This window comes from Oribacterium sp. HCP3S3_B9 (genome assembly GCF_052064255.1).
Classification (GTDB): Bacteria; Bacillota; Clostridia; order Lachnospirales; family Lachnospiraceae; genus Oribacterium.
The window spans coordinates 1-22,622 of record NZ_JBQHVY010000016.1; the positions used below are offsets into that span (position 1 = coordinate 1).

Consider the following 22,622-nt stretch of genomic DNA (forward strand, 5'->3'; position numbering starts at 1 on the left):
GCAAAGAGGGTACCCCGGACCTTCTTTCTTTTTAATCTCATGACAGTATACAGATCAATCTCGTGACACGCAAGCAGATCAGCCCGAAGTCAATCTAGGCAGTCAACAACACTCTACGGTGTGTTTCCGTTTGGAGTTTTGGAAAGACTATATGGCGGCAAGCTTGACAGGGATGAGACAATAAAAGCAGCAGAAGGGAAAGTCGATTATATCGATTCCAATCTGGACGAGTTTGAGGCATTGAGCTATGCACCTGGATATTTTACACCGACCATCTATGAGGATGGCGAAGAGTACGAAAAGTATAAGGCCCAAGGGGATAAGCTGCATATCAGTGAACGTGAAGTAGAACTGCTGATTAAGGATCAGGGACCAAGGCCCTTCTATATTCCAAATCGTTCTGAAATTGAAGAATTGAGCGAGACTGGGATGATTGCAAACAGTTATTACAAGAAGCTCAAAAAGAAGGTCCCTGGAATCAAGGAGATATGGGATGGTTTCTACAGCGGCGAAGAGATGAAAGAAGTAATCGAGAAGGCAATTGCCGGTATTACAAGTGAACGACATGACGGTATGCCCATTGTGGACATGGATGTCTACATGGCGATTGCCGGAATGATAGGAGAATGTTATAACCACACCAACCTAAGAGAGAACAGAGGTTGGGAGCCGATTAAGCTGCAGGAGGCTTTGGGTGGATTCAGAATGCCGAATTCCATTGCTCCGATGAGCAGCCAGATGGCAGAAATGATGAGAGAAGCCGAGAGCGACATTAACGCTATGGGCGTTAAGGTGGACTACGAGTCTGGGTTCGGCTCCTTTACAACAACGGAGAATGGAAAGGTCAAAAAGATAAAAGTCGGCAGAAACGATCCGTGCCCTTGCGGTTCCGGGAAGAAATACAAGAAGTGTCACGGAAGAGCTGATATCGGAACCAATATCGGTGCTAAAACCGATGCTACTGAAAAAGACAGAAATAAAGAGAAGAAGGAGGACAAAATGATGAACAAAAAAGAAAAGCCGTGGGATTCATTTGTTCTGTTTGCGCCGGAGAAAATGATGGAGCAGGTCACTGAGGACTATTACTTCTACGGAACAGATGAGTCTATTATTCTTTCCAAAGAAAGGCTGAATGATAATCCTCCGGAAATAGTCAAATGCGTTGTGAACCGGAGTGAGGATGGACCAAACCAGATCGCGGTGTACGATGATCAGCTTTTTGCAATGTCTAAGCACTTCCCTGGCATGCTGGATGAGGTCGATGGCTTGAGCGCATTCATTGGCATCATTGCCGATGCGAAGACTATCGTAATACATATCGCGTGAAAGAGTAAAAGACTTCCCTTTATTGACTGGTAAGGTGATATCATGTACACACAAATGGGAGATAGAATCCATGATCTCAGATCGTATCTGGGCCTTTCGCTCAAAAACTTTGGTGAGGCTGAATATTATGGGGCATTTTGCAGCAGTAGACCGGAGCTAGAGCAGCACCATTCCGGCCAAAAAGCTGCAGCTTTAGAAGCATGCGACATCCTTGCAATTTCGTCAAGGCTGCTAGCACCGTCAATAACGGCAAGGCCTTGACGCAAATGCAAGGATGCCGAGATGGACAGACAAGCTGCTTTTAGGTGCTGCTCTGCTCTCGGAACACTGCTTCCCAGTTTGCCGGACTGGCGCCTCCGGCGCAACGGAATAATCAGAGGCAATTGGATTCTCTGGTATGCACATCAGCCGATTTGAGAACAACATTTGTAAGCCGGATGCTAATGTGCTCCATAAAATCTGCCAGACATTGGGGCCAGGCCCCATAAAGAAAGAATAAACAATTTCTAAAATTTCTATAAACTCGCTAATCGGCCAGCAGGCAACCTGCAGCCGGTTGAGTGATGTATATATATAGATAGAGATGGAAAATGGCCACTGGTGGAGATATAAAGTAAGCGCTCAGTGTCAGTGCGGCTAGTTTGATACTTTTGAAAATGCCATAATCATGGAAAACGAGAGTATTTTAGTCTCAGTCTTCCCACTGGCATTTACAGTGGTGGATCATTTCACTACACTGCCGCTTCCACTATGGGACTATTTTACTCTACTTAAGAAGAGAGGAAATCCCATGATGAATAAACGTGCACCTCGCCGCTCTGATGAAGAGTGGCATCAGATCATACTCGCTGCCAGAGCATCCGGCTTAAGCGACTTTGGACGACATTGGGGCCAGGCCCCAATGTCGTCAACCCAACGTCAACTTAAGATTAGTTACCAGAAGGATGATATCACAAAGGCGGCGGAAAATTTGAATACCAGCGAAAAATCTTTAAAGAAGGCGCACTTTAACAGAGCTCCGTTAAGAAACTCCTTCAGCGGTATTGATTTTGAGCAGAATTAAAACGCTACCTTTTTGTTGTTGAAATGCTTTCGGCACACCAGTTTGAGTTTTTTCCTCGGATAGGATCTTCCTGGCAGCACCTTTCCTTTGGTTCGGAGCGTTTCTTTGTATAATCGATCGATACAGGTCGGTTTGAGAATGCTACACAGAATTTTAGGAAGTAAGCCTTTGAGACAGCCAATGATAAAGGACCTGTTCGATTGATATCGGTGCTTGTTGGCGCTTTCTGCAGGGATTTGCAGATTATTGTCGGCCTCGTTTTTGATAAGAGATGCAAGATTTGAGAGAAGAACATTGATATAGAATTCCTGCATGATCGAGACGGCAGTTGCTCCTGAAAATTCTTCAAGGCACAGGCGGTTTTTGAGCTCTCTGTACTTCACTTCGATCGGCCAGCGATAGAAATAAAGTTCACGGAACATCGACGGCGTAATGCCTGGATCAAAAATGTTTGTAGCGAGATATTCCTGGGTTCCATTCGGAAGGTCGACCTCGACGACTCGTATCTTTACATCTTCTGTTCCAGATTTTGGGTTGCCCGGTAGGATGGACATGGTATCGCCTTTGCAGTTTTTAACTATCTTTGTGTTGGCTTTCAAGCGCATAAGGCAAAGATGATTTCGTTCAGAAAAGAAGCGAAACATACCTTCAGAGTAATAGCCTCGATCAAATATGACGATGCTGTTATCGGCGAAGATATCAAGTGCTTCAAGATTTGCGATGTGTTCCTTCGCTGCCGTACGCTCAGAGGCCAAATACGGGCTGAGAGAAGCGTGAACGATGTAATCGTCCAGAACATCATAGATGATCGATGCCAGCCCCGAAGTGAAACGTCGCTCTGGATTTGGATAGGTCGACATTTCGCCAAAGAATTCGAAATTGGATTTCGAATTAGGTAGTTCGATCTTGGAACCATCAACAGCTAAAAGATGGTAACCGTTCCATGTCCGTCTTTGAGGCTGCTGCTTATAAAACAAATCAACGGAGATGTTAAAGAGTGAAAGGAATAAATCCGGGTGAATGGACTGGCGGGCTTTGGAGAGCGCCTGCTTGGAAACATCAGGAAATTCAAGGTTTTTCAGCTCCGTTCGGATTTTGAAAAGGTTCTGATACATGGACGCTTTCGAGGTGAAGAGCAGGTACATGATTACATGAAAAATCGATAGTTTCCGCTTACGGACGAAGCGATTTTTTTCACGATAAGCATCGAGGTTATCCGGATTTGTGATATAATCACGGATGGATTGAATAATGTTTTTGCAGATGTTGATTCGATTCATAAGACTGACCTCCTTGAAGTGCGGTTAAGGGTTCGCGCCGCTGCGAACATCCCCTTGACTGACAAGGTCGCGAAGCGACCTCACTTTCGGGAGGTTTTGTCAAGTCTTTTGATAAATTTATTTGTAAAAAAATAAGACCCACGCTTTCGCGTGGATCTAAATGTTAAGTTGACGACATTGGGGCCAGGCCCCATAAAGAAAGAATAAACAAATTCTAAAATATTTGTAAATTCGAAGTAGCACGCGTAGCACAAAGAAATGGATTGTGGCATAATTTTAGTAAGAAAATCTTACTTTTGAAAGGAAGGCATTATATGAATACGCAGGTTTTGACAGTTTCATCTAAAGGGCAGATTTCCTTACCTGTTGCTATCCGAAAGTTATTGTCTATTGATGCTGGTGACAAGTTAGTGGCGTATGCTTCTGGAGATGTTATTATGCTGAAAACGTTGAAACTGCCGACGGCAGAAGAGTTTGAAGCATCTCTTGATGAAGCGCAGAAGTGGGCGTCTTCGGTTGGGTATAAGGAAGAAGACGTAAACGATATCATTAAGTCTGTGAGGCAGAGTAAACGGAAATGAGAATAGTTGTTGATACGAACGTTTTAATTTCCGGAGTTTTCTTTGGCGGATTTCCTCGACAAATCTTAAATGCGGTGGTAGAAAGCAGATTGACGGCATGCGCTACAACTGAGATTATTGATGAATACGAGGAAATCGTGCAAGAAATGATCGATAGGAAGCAGGGGCATATTAACCGTCAATTGCTGGCACCGCTGGTACAGGCTTTGGAAGTAGTTGAACCTGTAACACATGTCGAATTGAGCAGAGATCCTGACGATGACAAGTTTCTTGGATGCGCCAAAGATGCAAAAGCGCTGTATATCGTAAGCGGTGATAAAGACTTGCTGGTTTTAGAAAAGTTTGAGAATATTGAAATTATTACAGCTAAGGAATTCTGGGAAAAATATATGCAGAGTTATTGAGAATCAATTTCGTTCCGCCGCGCGAGACTGTTTTTCTGACATTTCCGAGATCAGCTCTCTGCGGCGGATATATAGTGATTAGCATATAGATAAAGATGCAAATAATGTGATAGAAGAATCAAAGGCAGTGAATGGTAGAAGTACAGCGTCGTATGCATTGCCCGTATCATGCGGAGCAGGTCAGAATATGCTGGATCTAACTTGCGTCAGGGCTGATTTCTGTAAAAAGTCAAAAAATTTTTTAAAGGCAAAATCTCGAGACCCCTTGAAAACACGTGGGGTAAACCGCTTCATATAGTCTGATTAACGACCATATGCAATTCTGAAACTTCGTGCTAGAATCTGGTTATATTAAAGATTCTTCTACGGAATCCACCCAGTGGATGATTCATGTTCTGTTATCCTGTAAGCGCATATTTCGCGTACATCTTCTCCCACAGTAAACTTCGATTAAGGAGGTCATCGATGCCATAGCCAGACAATGTAGAGAGTGGTTTCCCGGTGCGACGTATCATCTGATGGCACGTGGAATCCGCCGAATGGAAATTTTTGAAGACGAATTTGATTTTCAGGTGTTTCTGAAAATCATGCAGCAGCAATCAGTAAATAATGACTGTCGTATCCATGCATACTGCCTGATGACGAATCATTTTCACCTTCTGGTAGAGACGGGAGATGTTGAAATCGGCCAGTTTATGATGCATCTTTCGGGAAAATATGCGATGTACTATAACCGCCATCATGGCTATAGCGGGCATGTTTTCGAGCGGAGATACAAGTCCTGTTTAGTGAAAACGGATGATTATTTTCTGCAGACAAGCCGGTATATTCATCTGAATCCGGTGAAGGCGAGGATGGCGGCGCATCCGGAGGACTATCGCTATAGTTCTTATAAAACGATCATACGTCTGCAGGACGATGGCATCACAGAACCGGAGAAGACATTAGCATATTTTGGCCCGAAGGGGATCTTCGGGTATCGGGAGTTTGTAGAAAATACGGCACATAAATACGTCGTCGAAGAAGACGGCATCAGAAAAGTGATGGGAGAAAATGACGTATGGCTTCCTTGGTAAAAAGCTTTGCGATTGATGGAATCGATGGATATCAGGTAGATATCGAAACGAAAACACTCGATGGTCAGCCATCTATTTCGGTGATCGGCCTTGGTGATCAGGCAGTGAAAGAGGCATCGGAAAGGGTACAGGCGGCCATCGATGAGACCGGATATGTATTTCCTAAGAAGCGTGTCATCATCAGTCTGGCACCGGGCGATATCAAGAAGAGCGGGTCGCACTTTGATCTGGCGATGGCGATCGGTATTTCCCGGAAAGAAACCGAATAATCAGCGCCTGGTCCGACGAACTGATTGTCGTCGCTGCCGGTAAAGGAAGCGGTGCACATATCACTGCAAAGTTCAGCGATTATTATGGGAGGAAGGTTAGCTATATGTGAGCTGTTAACAAAGCCTGAATTATTCATCATGACATTTGCAGTCTAAGAGAACACAAGCAGTCCTCTTGGCCAAGAGGTGTAAAACTAACTAAAATATGCATATAATTCGGTGCCTGCTGACTGGCAGGCACCGAATGAGTAGTATATGACGTATAGATTAGGATGGAAATAATAATTGAAAGTTCGTAAGTTATTTAATAGTAAACATCAGTCGCACGGCAGCGGTGTCGTCGTAGTGTGCGGCGCGTATGTTTCCAGCGCTGTCGGCCTGGAGGAAGTACTCGTCGCGGCTGGCTTCGTCGGACATGCCCTGCTCGGCGTAGGTATCCTCACTGAGGTAGGCGGATGGTGTGCTTCGGAGCCAGTAGGATTCATCACTGCGCCAGCTGTCGGCGAGGGCCGGGAGGTAGCGCTCAGGCTTTAGGTACATACTGAGTAACGGATCACCATCGGCGTCGAGCGGAAGGTAAGTGTTCTCTTCCGTTTTCGCTAGCGTGTATTCGCGAAGTTCCTGGGCGGACGGGAACCACAGGGAGGATTTCGACTCCGCTTCGCTGTACAGCTGGGCCAGTTTGCTTTCTTTCCACGATTTACGAGCCAGATATTTGGTATAATTCAGCTTTTCCACAGGCGCGTTTTCTGTATGGTAGCCGCGACTGATATACTTCACGGTTTCCTGAAGCGGGAGCCGGGCGGCACCGTTGTCTTCATCTGCAGCCGGTATGCGGATCTGATAGCCTGGATACTGGTACTCGTGCTGCGAGTATGTGCCGTCATCATCTTTAAGATAGAATCTGAACGGTGATTTCGTTCCGGTGCCGGTTAGCATACGGAACAGCCAGGTATCGCAGATGCCGCCTAAGTTCGACTGTTTATAAATCGGTGTAGATTCAGAGTCATGAAGGCTGGTTCCGATATACATCGGGACAGCGCTCAGCTCCGGGATGGCGTAGGCCTGCGCGAAGGTGAGCTGGTCATCGTGAGCGTCGACGAGCGAGACATAGAGCGGATAGTCCTGCGTCGTGGTGTTGGTCGACGGGAGTGGCCAGGAAACTGGTGGACCACTCAGGCACAGAAGCGCAGTGCAGTGATTCTTGATACAGTCGCCGTAGGCGTCACGGTTCGCAAGGATCGTCTGCCAGTCATCGGTCGCGATACAATGGACCGAAGGATCTGAAGTGTGAGCGTGATCGCGATCGTCGGAAGGAGGGGATGGCGGATCCGGATTGTCTGGATCTGGAGTCTCTGGCGGGGATGGAGGATCTGGCATCTCGGCAGGATCTGGAGAGTCCGGGTCCGGGGGTGAAGGCGGAGTGTCTTCGGAGCGTGGCGGCTCGGAAGGCGTGGCCGGAGGATCATCCTCACGTGGAATCTCGGATGGTGTGGCGGTCGTGCTGGCATCCGTGTCATCGTCGCGGGTCAGCTCAGACGGAGAGGCCTTCGGAGGGATTGTGAGCCGATCGGTGACGAGATCCTCTGAGTCGATTAACGACTTATCGCAGTCTGTATTCGTCGGACGAGTGGCAGCCGGTGAAGAGTGACGTTTGTTCCGAGAGCGATAATTAAGAAGAGAGCCATACGGAGCGAGGCCGTTGGCGCGATAGAACCAGGCACCGAGGCTGTCCTGATGATAGTTGCCGCGGTCGCGCTCCGGAAGGAAACTGTACTCGATGCCATCGATCGTGTGGGAACCTGCAAGCATGTGACCGTCGGACGGATCGAAGTAGTAAGTGAAGCCGTCGACGTCATGGTGCCAGCCGGTTTTAAGAAGTGGGGATGATGAATCCTGTGCGTCAGGAGGTGAGGCGGATGGAGGTGTGGTGGTGAACAGAGAAGTGGCTTGGACAGGGACCTGGTAGTACCAGTGGCGCGAGTCATCGGCATAGTACCAGCCGGTATCGGACTGCGGACGGAGTGCGTTCCGGGTGCGAGATGTACGAAGCGCCGGAGAAGAGGACACAGTACGACTAGGCGGATGAGCAGCGTTCGGAGGCTCAGCAGCCATCGCAGAACAGGATGACACCAGTGCAAGGAAAATGACCAGGATGAAGAGAAGAACAGGCTGCAGAGAACGGGTCAGGGCGCGGGAAGTGCGCTGAGCTACGAGTGCGGATTCAGAACTTGAATTCATGATGATTTTCCTTTCTTAAAAATAAAAAGATTAAGCCACTTGTATGCGGCGTAGTTATACATGATATTACCATAGATTTATAAAAGAGGGTTGAAAACAGATGAATTATTTAGGAACTTACGAGTCGCATTCCATAGAGAACCTGACGGTGAGGTATTCTGTCCGTACAGAATCTCGCCGCTCGGTGCCCACATTGACCACCAGTACGGGAAGATCCATGGGCTTGCGATCGATAAGGGAATCCACATCGCGTACAGTGCGAAGAAGAACGGTGTCATCGAGCTCTGTTCGCTGAACTTTCCGAAGCGGGCGCAGTTTCACATTCGTTCGATCGAGCCGGAGAAGGTGGGCGACTGGGCGGATCATCTTCGCGGGGCGACGCTGATGCTGTCGGAGAAGTATACGCTTTCGGTGGGCATGAGCGCGGTGATCGAGGGCGAGCTGCCGATCGGAGGGCTGTCCTCCTCTGCGGCCGTCATCATTGCCTTTCTCGTGGCGCTGTGCAGGGTGAATCATATACAGCTGGAGCCGATGGAGCTGATCCTGATGGCGAAGGCGGCGGAGAATAAGTATGTTGGGGTGAACTGCGGTAAGCTCGATTAGTCCTGTGAGGTGCTGTGCAGGGCGAATGATCTCGCGGCGGATCCGGAGATCGATGAGTTTATCGTGGTGACGAATCATAAGTTTGCGGAGCATTTCGCGCGCTGGGGCGAGCCGAAGGTGCCGAAGGGGCATCTCGCTGTGCCGCCGTTTTATTTCTATCGCCGGGAGGACGTGAAGCGGATTCCGGAAGCATTGGCCGCGGGGTGCGGCACGGACGCGCCGGGAAGTTTCGCGGCGTGGCTGAGCCGGCAGGTGCCGATGCACGCGTTCGTGATGCCCGGGAAACGGTATGACGTCGGGGACGTGGAGAGCTACCGAAGGGTATGTTGGGTGTTTGAAGGGAAGTAAAGTGGCTTTAGAAAATCTTCAGGAAGTTCACATTCACAGTGAAATTCTGTTGAGTGCTTGATATTTTTAGTTGAATAACGCATAATGAATATATGAAAATCATACGGTGGTATGTGAAACGAATATAAATAGGGAGGCGCTCATTATGGCAGAACAGACTTTAGTTCAGGCACGTGTTGATAAAGAACTGAAACAGGAAGTGACGGAAATCTACGAAGCTTTAGGGATGGACATTCCAACGGCTATCAGAATGTTTTTTGTCAGAAGCAAGATGGTACGGGGGATTCCATTTGATACGACTTTGCCAAAAGGCGTTGTGACAAGAACGGAAGCTTTGAGTGCTTTAGATGATATGTTTAAGCAGGCAGAAGCCGTTCCTGAGATGACTTTGGATGAAATCAATGCAGAGATAGCGGATGTGAGAGCGGCTAGAAAGGCGGCAAAGTGATGCGATGCTACGCCGTGGTTGATACAAATGTAATCGTGTCAGCTGTTATTACCAAAAACCCGGACTCACCTCCACGACAAGTATTTCGGGCGATGTTGTCAGGAGAAATTATCCCACTGTATCACCCGGACATTTTAGCGGAATACGAAGAGGTATTAAGCCGAAAAAAGTTTCATTTAAACCCGGAAACGATTCAGACAGTGTTAGAAGCTGTACGGCAGTTTGGCGTTGAGGTGATGCCAAAACCAACCGGTGAAATACTGATTGATATGGATGACCTTGTGTTCTATGAGGTTGCAATGGAAAAGCGTGAAGACGATGCCTATCTTGTGACGGGAAATCAGAAACACTATCCGGTCAGAAATTTCATTGTTACCCCGGCAGAGATGCTGGAAATCCTGAAAAAATAATAGCGTTTGGGTACGGTGTTGGGGCCATCTTCATAGTAAAGCAAGTTGACGACATTGGGGCCAGGCCCCATAAAGAAAAATACGGAGCGGACGCTCCGGGAAGCTTCGCGGCGTGGCTGAGCCGGCAGGTGCCGATGCACGCGTTCGTGATGCCGGGGAAGCGGTATGATGTCGGGGACGTGGAGAGCTATCGAAGGGTATGTCGGGTGTTTGAGGAAGGCGGATTGGTTTCGGAGAGTGGGAGCTGGAGGTATAAACATGCATAAATATGAGCGTATAGTTTTTTGGTCTGAAGAAGATCAAAAATGGATCGTAGATGTTCCGGAACTTCCTGGCTGTATGGCAGATGGTGCGACAGCAGAGGAGGCCCTGGAAAACGTAGAAATAGTCATTTCTGAATGGCTGGAAACAGCGGAAGCATTAGGTAGAGAAATCCCAGCACCTAAAGGTAGATTGATATATGCATAACATGCCGTGTGCACATAAGAATTTTACATTCTTCCGCCGCGCGAGACTGTTATTTTGACATTTCCGAGATCAGCTCTCTGCGGCGGATATATAGTGATTGACGTATAGATAAAAACGCAAATAATATGACGGAAGAATCAAAGGCAGTGAATGGTAGAAGTACAGCGTCGTATGCAGTGCCCGGATAATGTGGAGCAGGTCAGAATATGCTGGATTTAACTTGCGCCAGGGATGATTTCATGAGCTGTCACGGACCTGCTCAGTGTCTGATTTTACGGATCCATTATAGCCGTCGATTGTGTGGGTGCTCGCGAGATGTGATCTGATTTTGATGACTTCACGAAGTGAAAATGATCACTTTCGAAATTCATTTCTGTATATAGAGAAAAAAACTCTATATACAGAAATTGATATTGTGTGGTTGACTTTTACAGCGTATAATATAGTCAGATAATTCCATCATAGTCTCATGGTAGGAGAGGTGTTGATTATGCTATTACGAGTATCCGTAGAAAATTACAAATCATTTGATAAAAAGGAAGAATTATCTTTGCTTTCTTCCAGTAAAATTCAGACGAACAAAAGCCACAGAGTAAAAATTAAGCAGACAAATATATTGAAAAACGCTGTAGTATATGGTGCGAATGCTTCGGGTAAATCAAATCTTGTTAAGGTGGTCGCTTTTATTAAAAAGGTACTCATCGAAGGTCTTCCGGTAAATTCAGCGAGCGACTTTTGCAGAAATAGCCTGGAAAATCAGAATCGAGAAAGTGTCTTCGAATTACAGTTTACGGTAGAAGATAAATTTTATGCGTATGGTTTTTCTGCAATTTTAAATAAGAGAGAAATCACGGAAGAGTGGCTTTTTGAACTGATGCAGGATGGCTCTGCCCATAATCTGTTTATGAGAGAAAAGGAGAAAGCGCCCGTATTGGGAGATGGGGTGAATCCAACCACTTCTGAAAAAAACAGGTTTGCTGTGTATGCCGAAGATTTTGCTGGTCATAATACTCAGCTCTTTTTGGCAGAGATGAACAGAGGAAAGAAGTATGAGGACAATTCAAAACTGCTGTTCTTCAAAAATGTGTTTGAATGGATTATAAATCATATCGTTGTCATTAATCCGAACATCGGCATTTCTGATACAGATGCCTATTATAGCGAGGAATCTCTGGATACCATAAGCAGTTTAATCAAAACTTTTGATACCGGTGTCAGCGAAATCAAGACAAAACAGATCACCATGGAAGAAATGAGCCAGATGGTCCCTAAGGACGTTCTGTATGAGATTTTTAATACCTTGAAGAAACAAATGCAGATGACAAATCTTCCGGAATTGAAAATGACATGGAGAATTGCAGATGGTTTCTTTAACATTCGCATTGCCGGTGCGAGTGAACCGGAAATTACAACGCTTGTTTTAAAACATGGAAATCTGGTATTTGATTTCAGCTTTCATGAGGAATCTGACGGAACGAAGAGACTGTTCGATCTGATAGATATGCTGATGAGTAAAAGAGAAGATGTAGTCTTTGTGGTTGATGAGCTGGAAAGAAGTCTCCACCCTAAGCTGACGGAGCATTTCTTAAAACTGTTTATGGAGGCCCATGAGGCTGACAGAGTGCAGTTGGTGTTCACAACACATGAAGATACCATCATGGATCAGGAACTGTTCCGCAGAGACGAAATATGGTTCGTAGAGCGTGACGGGACGAATGCCAGCAAGATTTATTCCCTGGATAGATTCAAGGAAAGATATGATAAGAAACTGAGTAAAGCTTATCTGGAAGGCCGCTATGGTGCGATTCCTGTATTTAAACAGTTTACTTTCCGAAAGGAGGGCTAAACAAATGCCGGTACATGCATATACAAATTGGAACAAGAGGGAAAGCGACCATGAAGAACAGGTTGAGCCATTCAGAAAATATTTTTTTATTTGTGAGGGTGCAAATACAGAAACGTTTTATTTTAAAAAGCTGATTGATTTGAGAAAAGAACTTGGTATTCACCCGCTCATTGATATCCGTTTATGGGAAAAAACGGGGCAGGATAAAGATATTTCTTATGCCAAAAAGCTAATTTCATTTGCGCTTGAGCAAAAAAATGTTGCGGATAACGATTTTGATATTGATAGAGATAAAATGGTCGTTGTCTTCGATGCAGATATTTTTGAAGAAAAGGTACAGGGATATGATGAACTGGTTGAACAAATTGAAAAATCCGATATCGCAGCTGTTACCAATCCCGGTTTTGAATTGTTTTTGCTTCCATAACTATATGCACTATAGCTACCTGATCCTTACGGATTCCGGCGGAATTCAGGAGGAGGCACCGTCACTCGGCAAGCCGGTACTGGTGATGCGTGATACCACCGAGCGTCCGGAGGGCATCAAGGCGGGAACGCTGAAGCTGGTCGGCACCTCGGAGGAGGTAATCTATAACGAGTTTACGAAGCTCCTCGATAACTAGGAAGAGTATGAAAAGATGTCACACGCAGCGAACCCGTACGGGGACGGACACGCATGCGAAAGAATCGCGGATATACTGGAATACGGAGAGATGAAGACGAGTAAAGAATAAAAGAGGAGGGAGGCCGGTGCCCGTGGAAGAAAGCGGGCATCGGATGAATTGTGAAACGTATAGATTAAGATGGAAATGATTTGCGCGAGGATGAATATGTTTTGACGGTGAAAGAGGAGCAAGAATATAGGGAAAGGCAACATAAGTAGCACTTGATTTTTTGAGTAGATAGTAATATTATGAATATAGAAGAACAAATGTACTTGTAAAAACGATATTTAATAAAAACAGCCGATAGAATTTGATTTTGATAAAGAAGTAAAGAAATGGTGGCGGGGCAACCTCGTGAGTAAGGAGTATAATGGGTCAGGTGTTTGAGGGGAAGTGGGGTGATCAAAAGTATAGACAGCGTATGGTATACTAAAGGAAACAATTAGAAGGGGAGGCTACAATAGGGCCGGGTACCATAAATATTAAATCCAGTCCCTGTTAAAAGGGAGTGATGGTGAAAAGCTTGTTTAAAGGGAGGAGGATAAACATATGCCTACAACTGAGATTAATGAGTTAACAAATAGTTTTGTTAAAGACTTAATGCCAATACGAATCTATTTGTTTGGATCTTTTGCAGAAGGAAAACAGAATGCAGACAGCGATTTTGATTTTTATATCATTGTGGATGATTCGCAAAAGGATATGCTTGGGCTTACGGCTAAAGCGTATAAGGCGATAAGGCATAAGCAAAAGCGATCTGTTGACATCATAGTAAATACGGAAAAGACATTTGAAGACAGAAAAGAAAAAATCGCTTCCGTGGAGAGTGAGGTGGTACAGAAGGGGGTGCTGCTATATGGAGCATGAAGACATCATGTGGATTGAGTTTGCAAAAACAGATCTTGGAGTAGCGGAGCATCTTGATAAACAGTACTATCCAAAGCCATAGGAAATCATTTGCTATCACTGCCAGCAGGCGGTAGAGAAAGCAATCAAAGCAATCATTATATCGTATGGTGCACAAGGCGGGATGCCGAAGAAACACAATCTCTCATTTCATCTGGAGCAAATAAAGAACAAGGTGGAAATTCCAGAGAAGTATTATGATTATGCGGATGCATTAACGCCATATGGAATCGCAGTACGGTATCCAAATGAACTTGACATTGAAGAACGACATGTACGAGATGCGTTACTATATGCAAAAGAAATTGTAGGTTGGGCAGAGAAAATTGTGGAGCAGAAAGAATAGAATACCAGATGAAATCAACAGGGGTCGGGAGGTCGTGAAGCGGATTCCGGAAGCATTGGCCGCGGGATGCGGTGCGGACGCTCCGGGAAGTTTCGAGGCGTGGCTGAGCTGGCAGGTGCCGATGCACGCGTTCGTGATGCCCGGGAAGAGGTATGACGTCGGGGACGTGGAGAGCTACCGAAGTGTATGTCGGGTGTTGAGGGGACGAAAAGTTGATGAGAAGTGAAGACGAGGTGGTCGGCTGCATTGGCGAAAGGAATCTTAGTTTAGGCAGATGAGTGGAAAAACGAGAAGATGCCAAAATGAGAAAAATAGATGAAAATACACAAATGTTTTCCCAAATGGGAAAATAAATTGAAAATCGGCAGGGGATGTGCCATACTGGAGAAAAGGAGGTGCGTCTATGGTTGAGCGTAAGGAATACCTGGATCAGTTGTGGGCATGGAAGGATGAGCAGCAGATAAAGGTCGTGACCGGAATTCGTCGCTGTGGGAAGTCTGTTCTTCTGGAGCAGTATCAGCATAGGCTTCTGGCACATGGTGTCACACCGGATCAGATTATTTCGATCAATTTTGAAAACCTGGATTACGAGGATTTAAAGGATTACAGGAAACTGTATCAGTATTTGAAGGAACGGCTTTGCGCTGAGAAGATGACCTACATTTTTCTGGATGAGATTCAGGAGGTTCCTTCGTTTGAGAAGGTGGTAGATAGTCTGTATATCAGAGAGCGTGTGGACATATATCTCACAGGCTCCAATGCATATATGCTGTCAAGTGAGCTTGCGACGCTTCTGTCAGGTCGTTACATAGAGATCAGGATGCTGCCGCTTTCTTTCCGTGAGTATATGACGGTGACGGGGATGGCGAAGGAGGATGCCTTTGCAGAGTTCATGAAGACTGGTGGGATTCCGTATGTTGCAGTGATGGATCGGACGGACGAGAAAATCGATCAGTATCTGGAGGGGATCTATAACACAGTGATCGTAAAGGATATCGAGCAGCGGCAGGAGCGGAGAGAAGTGGAGGGGCGTGGACGTAAGGTGACGGATATCACTTTACTGAAGACGATCGCACGGTATCTGGCCAGCGTGATCGGCAGCCCGGTGTCGATGAAAAGCATCACCGACTATCTGATCTCGTCGGGGCGCAAGGTATCGCAGAATACGGTAAGTGATTATGTGGAAGCCTTAACGGAGTCCTTCGTTTTTTATCCTGTGGAGAGATTTGACATCGTAGGAAAGCAGCTTCTGAAGATCAACCAGAAGTACTATATGGTGGATATGGGCATCCGAAACCACATTCTTCCGAGAAAACGATATGATCTCGGATTTACGATCGAGAATGTCGTTTATCTGGAGCTTGCCAGACGAGGATACAAGGTCAATATCGGTAAATATGGCTCTACTGAGGTCGATTTCGTGACGCAGAAGGATGGCGTGATTACCTATTATCAGGTGACGGCGGATATGACCGCAGAGGAAACGTTTGAGCGGGAGATGAGGCCACTGCGGAGTATTCAGGATAATTATGAAAAGTTCGTGCTGACGCTGGATCGCTTTTCGCTCGGAAACTACGAGGGCATAAAGGTCGTGAACGTCATCGACTGGCTGTTGACGTGAGATGATCTTAAGAATTTCGTAAGGGGGTCTGACCCCATAAACTCCAAGTTTAGAATTTGTTTAGAAAAATTTAATGGGGTCAGACCCCATAAACTATGGTGACGATTTAGCTGTGCTGACGTTTTATCGCTGGGAGGACGTGATGCGGATTCCGGAAGCATTGACCGCAGGTTGCGGCGCGGACGCGCCGGGAAGCTCCGCGGCGTGGCTGAGCCGGCAGGTGCCGATGCACGCGTTCGTGATGCCGGGGAAGCGGTATGACGTCGGGGACGTGGAGAGCTACCGGGAAGTGTGTAAGGTGTTTGGGGTGACGAGCTCCTCCGAGTCGATGAACCCGTGACCGCGGTCTGCATTGGACGGAACAAGATGAAAATTTTGATAGGGCTTTATGAATTGGCTAAAATATCATATAATAAAATTAGCTAATAAGGAGGTGCTGTTATGATTACTGCGACCGCAACTGCAACCGAAATGCAGAATAATTTCGGAAGGTATTTAAGCCTTGTAATGTCAGGGCAGGAAATTATCGTGACGAAGAATGGCCGGGAAGTCGGACGTTTCATTCCGAAGGATGCCACTGTGTCGTATCTTACAGATTCCCTTACTGGAATTCTGAAAGAAGACTATGATTTGGATGAAGTCAAGGCAGAAAGCATGAGGACGAAATATGGTTCTGTTGATTGACACGAATGTTATTCTGGATGTGCTGATTAACCGTCCGGAATTCGTAAAAGACTCCTCTATGATCTGGAAGCTGTGTGAGACAGAACAGGCAAGGGGATACATTTCCACGTTGACCTATGCCAATATGATGTATGTCATGCGCAGGCAGATGACTCCAGACCAGATTGCAGAGATTTTCCGCAAACTGAGTCTCATATTTGAGTTTGCTGATTTTAGTCCGGCTGTTCTGGAAAGGGCAGTAACCATGAAGTGGAAAGACTTTGAGGATGCTGTTCAGAGCGCAACAGCAGAAGCTATCCATGCCGACTATATTATTACGAGAAACCTTAAAGATTTTACGCAGAGCAGGGTGATGGCTTTTACTCCATCCGAGCTACTGGCAAGAATCTAAAATCCGGTGCCCGCGGAGGAAAGCAGGCAACGGATGTCGTGATGGGGGCAGACCCCATTGACGAGCTTCTTCGAGTCGGTGAGCCCGTGACCGCGGTCTGCATTGGCCGGACGAGTGGCGGTAGGCGTAGAGCGACGGTCGCTGTTGCGTCATGACATATAGAAGGCTTTATACCATTCGGCGAAGGCGCGGAGGCCCTGGCGGATGTTGATTTCCGGGCGGAATCCGTAGTCCCTTTCGAGGGCGGTGCTGTCCGCGTAGGTGACAGGCACATCGCCCGGCTGCATTGGCACGAGGGACTTATGGGCGTCGAAGTCGTAATCCGGAGGCAGGACGCCGGCGCGGACGAGCTCCTCCTGGAGGGTCGTGATGTAGTCGAGGAGGTTCTCCGGGGTGCCACCGCCGATGTTGTAGACGGCGTATGGCGGGATCGGGAGGCCGTCGGGGCCGTTCTGCTTCTCAGGTGCGCCGCCCATGACGCGGGTGATGCCTTCGACGATGTCGTCGATGTAGGTGAAGTCGCGCTTGCAGTTTCCGTAGTTGAAGATCTGGATGCTGTCGCCCTTCACGAGGCGGTTCGTCGCGGAGAAGTAGAACATGTCCGTGCGGCCGGCCGGGCCGTAGACGGTGAAGAAGCGGAGGCCGGTGGACGGGATGTTGTAGAGCTTCGAGTAGGCGTGGGCCATGAGCTCGTTGCTCTTTTTCGTCGCGGCGTAGAGTGACACCGGGTGGTCGACCGGATCGTCGGTGCTGAACGGGACCTTTTTGTTGCCGCCGTAGACGGAGGAGGACGAGGCGTAGACGAAGTGCTCCATTGCGTCGTCGTGGCGCGCGGCCTCGAGGAGGTTGTAGAAGCCGATCAGGTTCGAGTGAATGTAAACGTCCGGGTGGTCGATGCTGTAGCGCACGCCGGCCTGGGCGGCGAGGTTGACGAGGACGTGAAAGCGGTAGGTCGCGAAGAGCTCGTCGATGAGTGGCTTGTCTGCGATGTCGCCGCGGATGAAGACCCAGTGGGATTTTGAGGACTGCGCGGCCTCTTCGACCTTCCGGAGGCGGTACTCCTTCAGCTCGAGCGGGTTGTAGTCGGTCATGCAGTCGATGCCGACGATCGTCGCGCTCTGCGTGTCGCGCAGCAGCCGCGCGCAGAGGTTCGAGCCGATGAAGCCCGCTGCGCCTGTGACGAGGATGGATTTTCCGTCGAGGGATACGCTGGTTTTCTCTATTTTCTTTGATTTCTTTGTGTTCTCTGTGTTATCCATATTTTCCATATTCATGTGATGGGGTTCAGACCCCGGGGGTGATTGGCTCGGGGTGGTTGCCCTGGCCCATCTTAAGAATTTCGTAAGGGGGTCTGACCCCATAAACTCTAACTTTAGAATTTGTTTAGAAAAATTTAATGGGGTCAGACCCCATTAAATTTTCGGCGGGGTCAGTTGTTGTGGAAGAGGTCACGGGTGTAGACCTTTTCGCGGACGTCGTCGAGGACGGTGTCGTAGCGGTTTGCGAGGATGCAGCGGCTTTCGGACTTGAACTCGGCGAGGTCGTTAACGACGCGGCTTCCGAAGAAGGTGCTGCCGTTTTCGAGGGTCGGTTCGTAGATGATGACGCGGGCACCCTTCGCCTTGATGCGCTTCATGACGCCCTGGATCGAGGACTGGCGGAAGTTGTCGGAGTTCGCCTTCATGGTCAGGCGATACACACCGACGACGGTTTCCTCCTGGAGGGCCTCCTGCTGCTTGTTGTAGCCTGCATTGGCCTCATATGCGTCGGCGATTTCGAGCACGCGGTCTGCGATGAAGTCCTTCCGGGTGCGATTACTCTCGACGATCGCCTGGATCAGGTTCTCCGGGACGTCCTGGTAGTTCGCGAGAAGTTGCTTCGTGTCCTTCGGGAGGCAGTAGCCGCCGTAGCCGAAGGATGGGTTGTTATAGAAGTCGCCGATGCGCGGGTCGAGGCAGACGCCGTCGATGATCTGCTGGGTGTTGAGGCCCTTCGTCTCGGCGTAGGTGTCGAGCTCGTTGAAGTAGGACACGCGGAGCGCGAGGTAGGTGTTCGCGAAGAGCTTGACGGCCTCGGCTTCGGTGAAGCCCATGAAGAGGGTACGGATGCCGGTTTTGATCGCGCCTTCCTGGAGGAGGGCGGCGAAGCGGTGCGCGGCGTCGACGGAGGCCGGGTCGTTTTCGTCACAGGACACGATGATCCGGGACGGGTAGAGGTTGTCGTAGAGGGCCTTCGACTCGCGGAGGAACTCCGGGGAGAAGAGGATGCGGCTGGTGCCGTACTTCGCGCGGATCGAGGCGGTGTAGCCGACCGGGATCGTGGACTTGATGAACATGTAGCAGTGGTCGTTGCACGCGAGAACCTGCTCGATCACGCTTTCGACGGCGCTCGTGTCGAAGTAGTTCTTCTTGCTGTCGTAGTTCGTCGGTGCCGCGATGATGACGAGATCCGCGGACGCGTAGGCAGCGTCGGACGGGTTCTGCAGGCCAATGCCGGTGGTGCCGTCGCTGGCCGGTGCGGTGTCGGCAGCGGAAGCGACGTGGGTGGTGGCGCTGGCCGGGTTCTGCGGGCCAATGCCGGTGGTGCCGTCGCTGGCCGGTGCGGTGTCGGCAGCGGAAGCGGTGTGGGTGGTGGCGCTGGCCGAGTTCTGCGGGCCAATGCCGGTGGTGCCGGCGCTGGCTGGGGTGGTGGCGGCTGCGGAAGCTGTGTGAGAGCCGGCGCCGTCGGCGTGCAGGCCGGTGTTCAGGACGGCGTGGAGGTCGAGCCTGCGAGTGCCGGCCTTCGCCTCGGCGAAGAACTTCTCGATGTACTCGTCCTGGATCGGGCTGATCCAGGCATTGAGATCCTGCACCTTCTCCTCGATGATGTCGACTGCGGTGACGTGATTATGCTGTGCGAGCAGCGTCGCGAGCGACAGACCGACGTAGCCCGTTCCGGCTACCACGATGTTCATCGGAGACACCGGCGCGAGCGGGTGGATGCTGTCGTCCTCGAACATATCGCAGAGATCGAAGTGCAGCGCGCCCGCGAGCTGCTCGAGCTGCTCGATCGACGGCGTGAAAGCCTGCCCCTCGATCCGAGAGATCAGCGCACGATTGATACCAGTACGATCCGCCAGCTCCTGCTGCGAAATCTTCTGTGACTTCCGCAGTGACGTGATCGTATCCGCCAGTTTCTGAGTAGAAAGCTTCTTCATATATACCCTCGATTCTGAAAGTTTATAAAAATTTAATGGGGTCAGACCCCCTTACAGCCGGCTTAAGAATTTCGTAAGGAAAACTTCATGGGGTCTGACCCCATTAAATTTTCCTAAACAGAATCTAAACTGCCGCGGAGTGATTAGGCTCCGGGCGGGTGCATTGGCAGGCAGGAGTGGCAGACCGGTGATCTGCAGATGCACTGTGTGTTACTTTGAGTAACGTGCTCGCCTGCGGCGTGACGTAGGTTAAAACACATACAGTATAGTGCATGAGATATGGAAAGACAAGAATTCAAGAAAAAAAGTTTCTGCGAACTTGCGGAAAGGCGAAGGATGGAAGATGAAACCTACTTTTGAACGTTATTCAGAATAACATCTTAAGAATTTCGTAATGGGGTCTGACCCCATTAAATTTTTCTAAACAGAATCTAAACTGGAGTTTATGGGGTCTGACCCCATAAACTCCAGGTATATATAGGCTGGATCTATCACGAACGATAGTGAAATCGTATTGGCGAAATCGGGCGATCGGGGGTATAGTGATGGCTGATGACATGATGTATATTCTAGATAGATAGCGGGCAGTCTGTGAGGGTGACCGAACGGATGCGCGAAGGAGTGTGGCGCGGATGATAAACGAGAAGGTGAAGGATTTTCTGGAGCGGAAGGGCTTCGGTGATCGGCTGACGGAGCATGCGGAGACGATCGATACGGTGGAGCATGCGGCGCTGCGGATCGGCTGTTCGGAGCCGGAGATCGCGAAGACGCTGTCGTTTATCGTGGATGAGAAGCCGGTGATCGTGGTCATGGCGGGCGACGGAAAGGTGAACAGCTCGAAGTTTAAGGCGGTGTTTCATACGAAGCCGCACATGATTCCGCGCGAGCAGGTGGAGGAAATCACCGGATTTCAGCCGGGCGGTGTGTGTCCGTTTGCAGTTCCGGAGGAGATTCCGATCTGGCTCGACATCTCGATGAAGCGCTTCGCGTACGTCCATCCGGCCGGCGGTAACGGATTCACCTCCGTAAAGCTCACACCGGAGGAACTGGAGAAAATCACGGAGCCGAAGGGCTGGTGTGACATCTGCAAAGGCTGGGAAGAGGGGGTCTGACTCTATAAACTGGTTTAACAAGCTTGCAGCGGAATTCGTAAGTCCGCATCAAAACTGTAGATGACGGGCCTCGACAGCTGAAAAAGTGAAGTAAACAAAAGTAACATAATGTATAGTCACGTAAAGTGATGCACTGGGGGCAATCGCTCGACCGGATTTTCGATCCGCTTGAACGATTGCCCCCTTTTCGTGCGCATCTTAAGAATTTCGTAATGGGGTCTGACCCCATTAAATTTTTCTAAACAGAGTCTAAACTGGAGTTTATGGGGTCAGACCCCATTAATTTTTTATAAAGTGATTTTGAAAAATGACGGAAAATCGTGTGGTTAACCGGGGAATATAGTCTGTTTGACGACCATACACATTTCGGGATCTTCGTGATAGAATGAGCTTATATTCTTTAGAGTCGTTGAGCGGATAAACAGGTTGACCGTGTTGCCATCTGGAGTTCTGCTCCGTGGTAGACCTTGGACTCAACGACGCTTTCTTTCCCTATGACAACCATTACTACGGATTCATGATCTGCCATGAATTTGGACAGTCAACACTGTACTGTATCCATAACTGTGGACACGGAAAATTTTAGTTTCCCCCATATTCTGGATGCAGATGAAGCGCAACCCATTTGGCAGACATATTTTTATGGATTGTCCTGTTTAGTAGACAGATAGTCCCTGAGTTTATTTGATAAATATGGAGAGAAATATTAATTGATTTTTGAGGTGCTTTTATGGCTAGAAAACGACGTGAGTGGTATCCGGGCGCGACATATCATCTGATGGAGCGAGGGATTCGCAGGCAGGTGATTTTTCAGGATGAGATGGATTTTAAGATCTTTCTGCAGATCCTGGAGAGCGAGGCGGAGAAGAAGGCGTGCCGAATTCACGCATACTGTCTCATGAACAATCACTTTCATCTCCTGGTCGAAACTGGAGACATTGGAATAGGATTCTTTATGAAGAGCCTTGCAGAGAGGTATGCGATGTTTTATAACCGGCGCTACGGCTACAAGGGGCATGTTTTCGAGGGGCGCTATGTGTCCTGTCTGGTGAAAACGGATGGCTATTTCCTGCAGACGAGTCGCTACATCCACTTGAATCCAGTGAAGGCGAAGATCGTGGACCGGCCGGAGCAGTATCGCTGGAGCTCCTATATCACGATCATGGATATGTGGAATGATGGCATCGTGACCCCAGATAAAACGCTGTCGTTTTTTGCGGAAGGCGCGGCGGAATATCGTGAACTGGTGGAGGCGCAGGCACGGTACGCGGAGGATGAGGAGGCGATCCAGACGGACATGAAGGAAGACGAAATGTGGCTTCCGGTGTGAAGGGATGG

At 48.5% G+C, this 22,622-nt stretch carries 26 protein-coding genes and 1 pseudogene; 23 read left to right on the forward strand and 4 right to left on the reverse strand.

Going from position 1 to position 22,622, the window contains the following annotated elements; genetic code table 11:
* The first annotated feature begins 138 nt into the window (after positions 1–138).
* Both ACTNC3_RS08375 and ACTNC3_RS08380 read left to right on the forward strand, forming a co-directional pair.
* A complete protein-coding gene (locus ACTNC3_RS08375; protein ID WP_441227122.1) occupies positions 139–1,326 on the forward strand; it encodes a YecA family protein in 1,188 nt (395 codons plus the stop codon).
* A gap of 667 nt (positions 1,327–1,993) precedes the next feature.
* Positions 1,994–2,389 carry a hypothetical protein gene (locus ACTNC3_RS08380; RefSeq protein ID WP_441227123.1) on the forward strand — a complete coding sequence of 132 codons (396 nt, stop codon included), beginning with the start codon at positions 1,994–1,996 and terminating at the stop codon, positions 2,387–2,389.
* Here ACTNC3_RS08380 and ACTNC3_RS08385 read toward each other — a convergent pair.
* Positions 2,386–3,669, reverse strand: coding sequence for an IS4 family transposase (locus ACTNC3_RS08385; protein WP_441227124.1), 1,284 nt, complete (start codon positions 3,667–3,669; stop codon positions 2,386–2,388). The genes ACTNC3_RS08380 and ACTNC3_RS08385 overlap by 4 nt on opposite strands.
* A 314-nt stretch (positions 3,670–3,983) precedes the next feature.
* Here ACTNC3_RS08385 and ACTNC3_RS08390 point away from each other — a divergent pair, with 314 nt between their 5' ends.
* The 5 genes from ACTNC3_RS08390 to ACTNC3_RS08410 all read left to right on the forward strand — a co-directional run bounded on the left by ACTNC3_RS08390 (position 3,984) and on the right by ACTNC3_RS08410 (position 6,109).
* On the forward strand, positions 3,984–4,250 hold the full coding sequence (locus tag ACTNC3_RS08390; protein WP_410044081.1) for an AbrB/MazE/SpoVT family DNA-binding domain-containing protein: 267 nt from the start codon (positions 3,984–3,986) through the stop codon (positions 4,248–4,250).
* Positions 4,247–4,654, forward strand: coding sequence for a putative toxin-antitoxin system toxin component, PIN family (locus ACTNC3_RS08395; RefSeq protein WP_410044082.1), 408 nt, complete (start codon positions 4,247–4,249; stop codon positions 4,652–4,654). Before ACTNC3_RS08390 ends, ACTNC3_RS08395 begins: the two co-directional genes overlap by 4 nt.
* A gap of 470 nt (positions 4,655–5,124) precedes the next feature.
* A complete protein-coding gene (locus tag ACTNC3_RS08400) occupies positions 5,125–5,730 on the forward strand; it encodes a transposase (protein ID WP_441227165.1) in 606 nt (201 codons plus the stop codon).
* Positions 5,715–5,999 carry a magnesium chelatase domain-containing protein gene (locus ACTNC3_RS08405; protein ID WP_441227125.1) on the forward strand — a complete coding sequence of 95 codons (285 nt, stop codon included), beginning with the start codon at positions 5,715–5,717 and terminating at the stop codon, positions 5,997–5,999. Before ACTNC3_RS08400 ends, ACTNC3_RS08405 begins: the two co-directional genes overlap by 16 nt.
* A 23-nt stretch (positions 6,000–6,022) precedes the next feature.
* Positions 6,023–6,109, forward strand: coding sequence for a hypothetical protein (locus tag ACTNC3_RS08410; RefSeq protein WP_441227166.1), 87 nt, complete (start codon positions 6,023–6,025; stop codon positions 6,107–6,109).
* A gap of 190 nt (positions 6,110–6,299) precedes the next feature.
* Here ACTNC3_RS08410 and ACTNC3_RS08415 read toward each other — a convergent pair whose 3' ends face one another.
* A complete protein-coding gene (locus ACTNC3_RS08415) occupies positions 6,300–8,240 on the reverse strand; it encodes a hypothetical protein (protein WP_441227126.1) in 1,941 nt (646 codons plus the stop codon).
* 90 nt (positions 8,241–8,330) lie between these two features.
* On the opposite strand from ACTNC3_RS08415, the gene ACTNC3_RS08420 reads away from it, so the two are divergent.
* From ACTNC3_RS08420 to ACTNC3_RS08485, 14 genes and pseudogenes are all read left to right on the forward strand, one after another.
* A complete protein-coding gene (locus ACTNC3_RS08420) occupies positions 8,331–8,843 on the forward strand; it encodes a GHMP family kinase ATP-binding protein (protein WP_441227127.1) in 513 nt (170 codons plus the stop codon).
* A gap of 9 nt (positions 8,844–8,852) precedes the next feature.
* Positions 8,853–9,191, forward strand: a complete 339-nt coding sequence (locus tag ACTNC3_RS08425) for a hypothetical protein (RefSeq protein ID WP_441227128.1) — start codon at positions 8,853–8,855, stop codon at positions 9,189–9,191.
* A gap of 145 nt (positions 9,192–9,336) precedes the next feature.
* On the forward strand, positions 9,337–9,639 hold the full coding sequence (locus tag ACTNC3_RS08430) for a type II toxin-antitoxin system RelB/DinJ family antitoxin (RefSeq protein ID WP_410044091.1): 303 nt from the start codon (positions 9,337–9,339) through the stop codon (positions 9,637–9,639).
* Positions 9,640–9,653: 14 nt separating this feature from the next.
* Entirely contained in the window at positions 9,654–10,049 is a 396-nt protein-coding gene (locus ACTNC3_RS08435) for a putative toxin-antitoxin system toxin component, PIN family (protein ID WP_410044092.1), read from the forward strand.
* A 258-nt stretch (positions 10,050–10,307) separates the two neighbouring features.
* Positions 10,308–10,517, forward strand: coding sequence for a type II toxin-antitoxin system HicB family antitoxin (locus ACTNC3_RS08440; protein ID WP_410044093.1), 210 nt, complete (start codon positions 10,308–10,310; stop codon positions 10,515–10,517).
* Between the two features lie 490 nt (positions 10,518–11,007).
* Positions 11,008–12,363 (forward strand): AAA family ATPase, encoded by a 1,356-nt coding sequence (locus ACTNC3_RS08445; RefSeq protein ID WP_441227129.1) that lies wholly within the window; start codon positions 11,008–11,010, stop codon positions 12,361–12,363.
* A 4-nt stretch (positions 12,364–12,367) separates the two neighbouring features.
* Positions 12,368–12,790 carry an RloB family protein gene (locus ACTNC3_RS08450; RefSeq protein WP_441227130.1) on the forward strand — a complete coding sequence of 141 codons (423 nt, stop codon included), beginning with the start codon at positions 12,368–12,370 and terminating at the stop codon, positions 12,788–12,790.
* Positions 12,756–13,097 (forward strand): annotated as a pseudogene (locus ACTNC3_RS08455) (UDP-N-acetylglucosamine 2-epimerase); the annotation flags it as partial. The gene ACTNC3_RS08450 and the pseudogene ACTNC3_RS08455, both read left to right, overlap by 35 nt.
* A gap of 480 nt (positions 13,098–13,577) precedes the next feature.
* Entirely contained in the window at positions 13,578–13,895 is a 318-nt protein-coding gene (locus tag ACTNC3_RS08460) for a nucleotidyltransferase domain-containing protein (RefSeq protein WP_410044095.1), read from the forward strand.
* 88 nt (positions 13,896–13,983) lie between these two features.
* Complete coding sequence (locus ACTNC3_RS08465) at positions 13,984–14,280, forward strand: HEPN domain-containing protein (RefSeq protein ID WP_441227167.1); 297 nt, start codon at positions 13,984–13,986, stop codon at positions 14,278–14,280.
* Between the two features lie 403 nt (positions 14,281–14,683).
* Positions 14,684–15,901 (forward strand): ATP-binding protein, encoded by a 1,218-nt coding sequence (locus ACTNC3_RS08470; protein WP_441227131.1) that lies wholly within the window; start codon positions 14,684–14,686, stop codon positions 15,899–15,901.
* A 112-nt stretch (positions 15,902–16,013) separates the two neighbouring features.
* Positions 16,014–16,241 carry a hypothetical protein gene (locus ACTNC3_RS08475; protein WP_441227132.1) on the forward strand — a complete coding sequence of 76 codons (228 nt, stop codon included), beginning with the start codon at positions 16,014–16,016 and terminating at the stop codon, positions 16,239–16,241.
* 101 nt (positions 16,242–16,342) lie between these two features.
* Entirely contained in the window at positions 16,343–16,585 is a 243-nt protein-coding gene (locus ACTNC3_RS08480) for a type II toxin-antitoxin system Phd/YefM family antitoxin (protein ID WP_410044198.1), read from the forward strand.
* Entirely contained in the window at positions 16,569–16,976 is a 408-nt protein-coding gene (locus ACTNC3_RS08485; RefSeq protein WP_441227133.1) for a type II toxin-antitoxin system VapC family toxin, read from the forward strand. The genes ACTNC3_RS08480 and ACTNC3_RS08485 overlap by 17 nt, the downstream gene beginning before the upstream one ends.
* Before the next feature lie 149 nt (positions 16,977–17,125).
* On the opposite strand, the gene ACTNC3_RS08490 is transcribed toward ACTNC3_RS08485, so the two are convergent.
* Both ACTNC3_RS08490 and ACTNC3_RS08495 read right to left on the reverse strand, forming a co-directional pair.
* Entirely contained in the window at positions 17,126–18,235 is a 1,110-nt protein-coding gene (locus tag ACTNC3_RS08490) for an NAD-dependent epimerase/dehydratase family protein (RefSeq protein ID WP_441227134.1), read from the reverse strand.
* A 170-nt stretch (positions 18,236–18,405) separates the two neighbouring features.
* Positions 18,406–20,172, reverse strand: a complete 1,767-nt coding sequence (locus ACTNC3_RS08495) for a nucleotide sugar dehydrogenase (RefSeq protein WP_441227135.1) — start codon at positions 20,170–20,172, stop codon at positions 18,406–18,408.
* A gap of 632 nt (positions 20,173–20,804) precedes the next feature.
* Between ACTNC3_RS08495 and ACTNC3_RS08500 the strand changes: the two genes are divergently transcribed.
* Positions 20,805–21,284 (forward strand): YbaK/EbsC family protein, encoded by a 480-nt coding sequence (locus ACTNC3_RS08500; RefSeq protein WP_410044191.1) that lies wholly within the window; start codon positions 20,805–20,807, stop codon positions 21,282–21,284.
* Positions 21,285–22,014: 730 nt separating this feature from the next.
* Positions 22,015–22,614 (forward strand): transposase, encoded by a 600-nt coding sequence (locus ACTNC3_RS08505; RefSeq protein WP_410044192.1) that lies wholly within the window; start codon positions 22,015–22,017, stop codon positions 22,612–22,614.
* Positions 22,615–22,622 lie beyond the last annotated feature (8 nt).

Excerpts from the sequence above, each read along its gene's own strand:
- ACTNC3_RS08485 (WP_441227133.1), top strand. The coding sequence starts at position 16,569 with ATGGTTCTGTTGATTGACACGAATGTTATTCTGGATGTGCTGATTAAC.
- ACTNC3_RS08495 (WP_441227135.1), bottom strand. The coding sequence starts at position 20,172 with ATGAAGAAGCTTTCTACTCAGAAACTGGCGGATACGATCACGTCACTG.
- ACTNC3_RS08390 (WP_410044081.1), top strand. The coding sequence starts at position 3,984 with ATGAATACGCAGGTTTTGACAGTTTCATCTAAAGGGCAGATTTCCTTA.
- ACTNC3_RS08380 (WP_441227123.1), top strand. The coding sequence starts at position 1,994 with ATGGAAAACGAGAGTATTTTAGTCTCAGTCTTCCCACTGGCATTTACA.
- ACTNC3_RS08395 (WP_410044082.1), top strand. The coding sequence starts at position 4,247 with ATGAGAATAGTTGTTGATACGAACGTTTTAATTTCCGGAGTTTTCTTT.
- ACTNC3_RS08430 (WP_410044091.1), top strand. The coding sequence starts at position 9,337 with ATGGCAGAACAGACTTTAGTTCAGGCACGTGTTGATAAAGAACTGAAA.
- ACTNC3_RS08500 (WP_410044191.1), top strand. The coding sequence starts at position 20,805 with ATGATAAACGAGAAGGTGAAGGATTTTCTGGAGCGGAAGGGCTTCGGT.
- ACTNC3_RS08480 (WP_410044198.1), top strand. The coding sequence starts at position 16,343 with ATGATTACTGCGACCGCAACTGCAACCGAAATGCAGAATAATTTCGGA.
- ACTNC3_RS08460 (WP_410044095.1), top strand. The coding sequence starts at position 13,578 with ATGCCTACAACTGAGATTAATGAGTTAACAAATAGTTTTGTTAAAGAC.
- ACTNC3_RS08490 (WP_441227134.1), bottom strand. The coding sequence starts at position 18,235 with ATGGATAACACAGAGAACACAAAGAAATCAAAGAAAATAGAGAAAACC.
- ACTNC3_RS08450 (WP_441227130.1), top strand. The coding sequence starts at position 12,368 with ATGCCGGTACATGCATATACAAATTGGAACAAGAGGGAAAGCGACCAT.
- ACTNC3_RS08385 (WP_441227124.1), bottom strand. The coding sequence starts at position 3,669 with ATGAATCGAATCAACATCTGCAAAAACATTATTCAATCCATCCGTGAT.
- ACTNC3_RS08405 (WP_441227125.1), top strand. The coding sequence starts at position 5,715 with ATGGCTTCCTTGGTAAAAAGCTTTGCGATTGATGGAATCGATGGATAT.
- ACTNC3_RS08505 (WP_410044192.1), top strand. The coding sequence starts at position 22,015 with ATGGCTAGAAAACGACGTGAGTGGTATCCGGGCGCGACATATCATCTG.
- ACTNC3_RS08470 (WP_441227131.1), top strand. The coding sequence starts at position 14,684 with ATGGTTGAGCGTAAGGAATACCTGGATCAGTTGTGGGCATGGAAGGAT.
- ACTNC3_RS08445 (WP_441227129.1), top strand. The coding sequence starts at position 11,008 with ATGCTATTACGAGTATCCGTAGAAAATTACAAATCATTTGATAAAAAG.
- ACTNC3_RS08440 (WP_410044093.1), top strand. The coding sequence starts at position 10,308 with ATGCATAAATATGAGCGTATAGTTTTTTGGTCTGAAGAAGATCAAAAA.
- ACTNC3_RS08415 (WP_441227126.1), bottom strand. The coding sequence starts at position 8,240 with ATGAATTCAAGTTCTGAATCCGCACTCGTAGCTCAGCGCACTTCCCGC.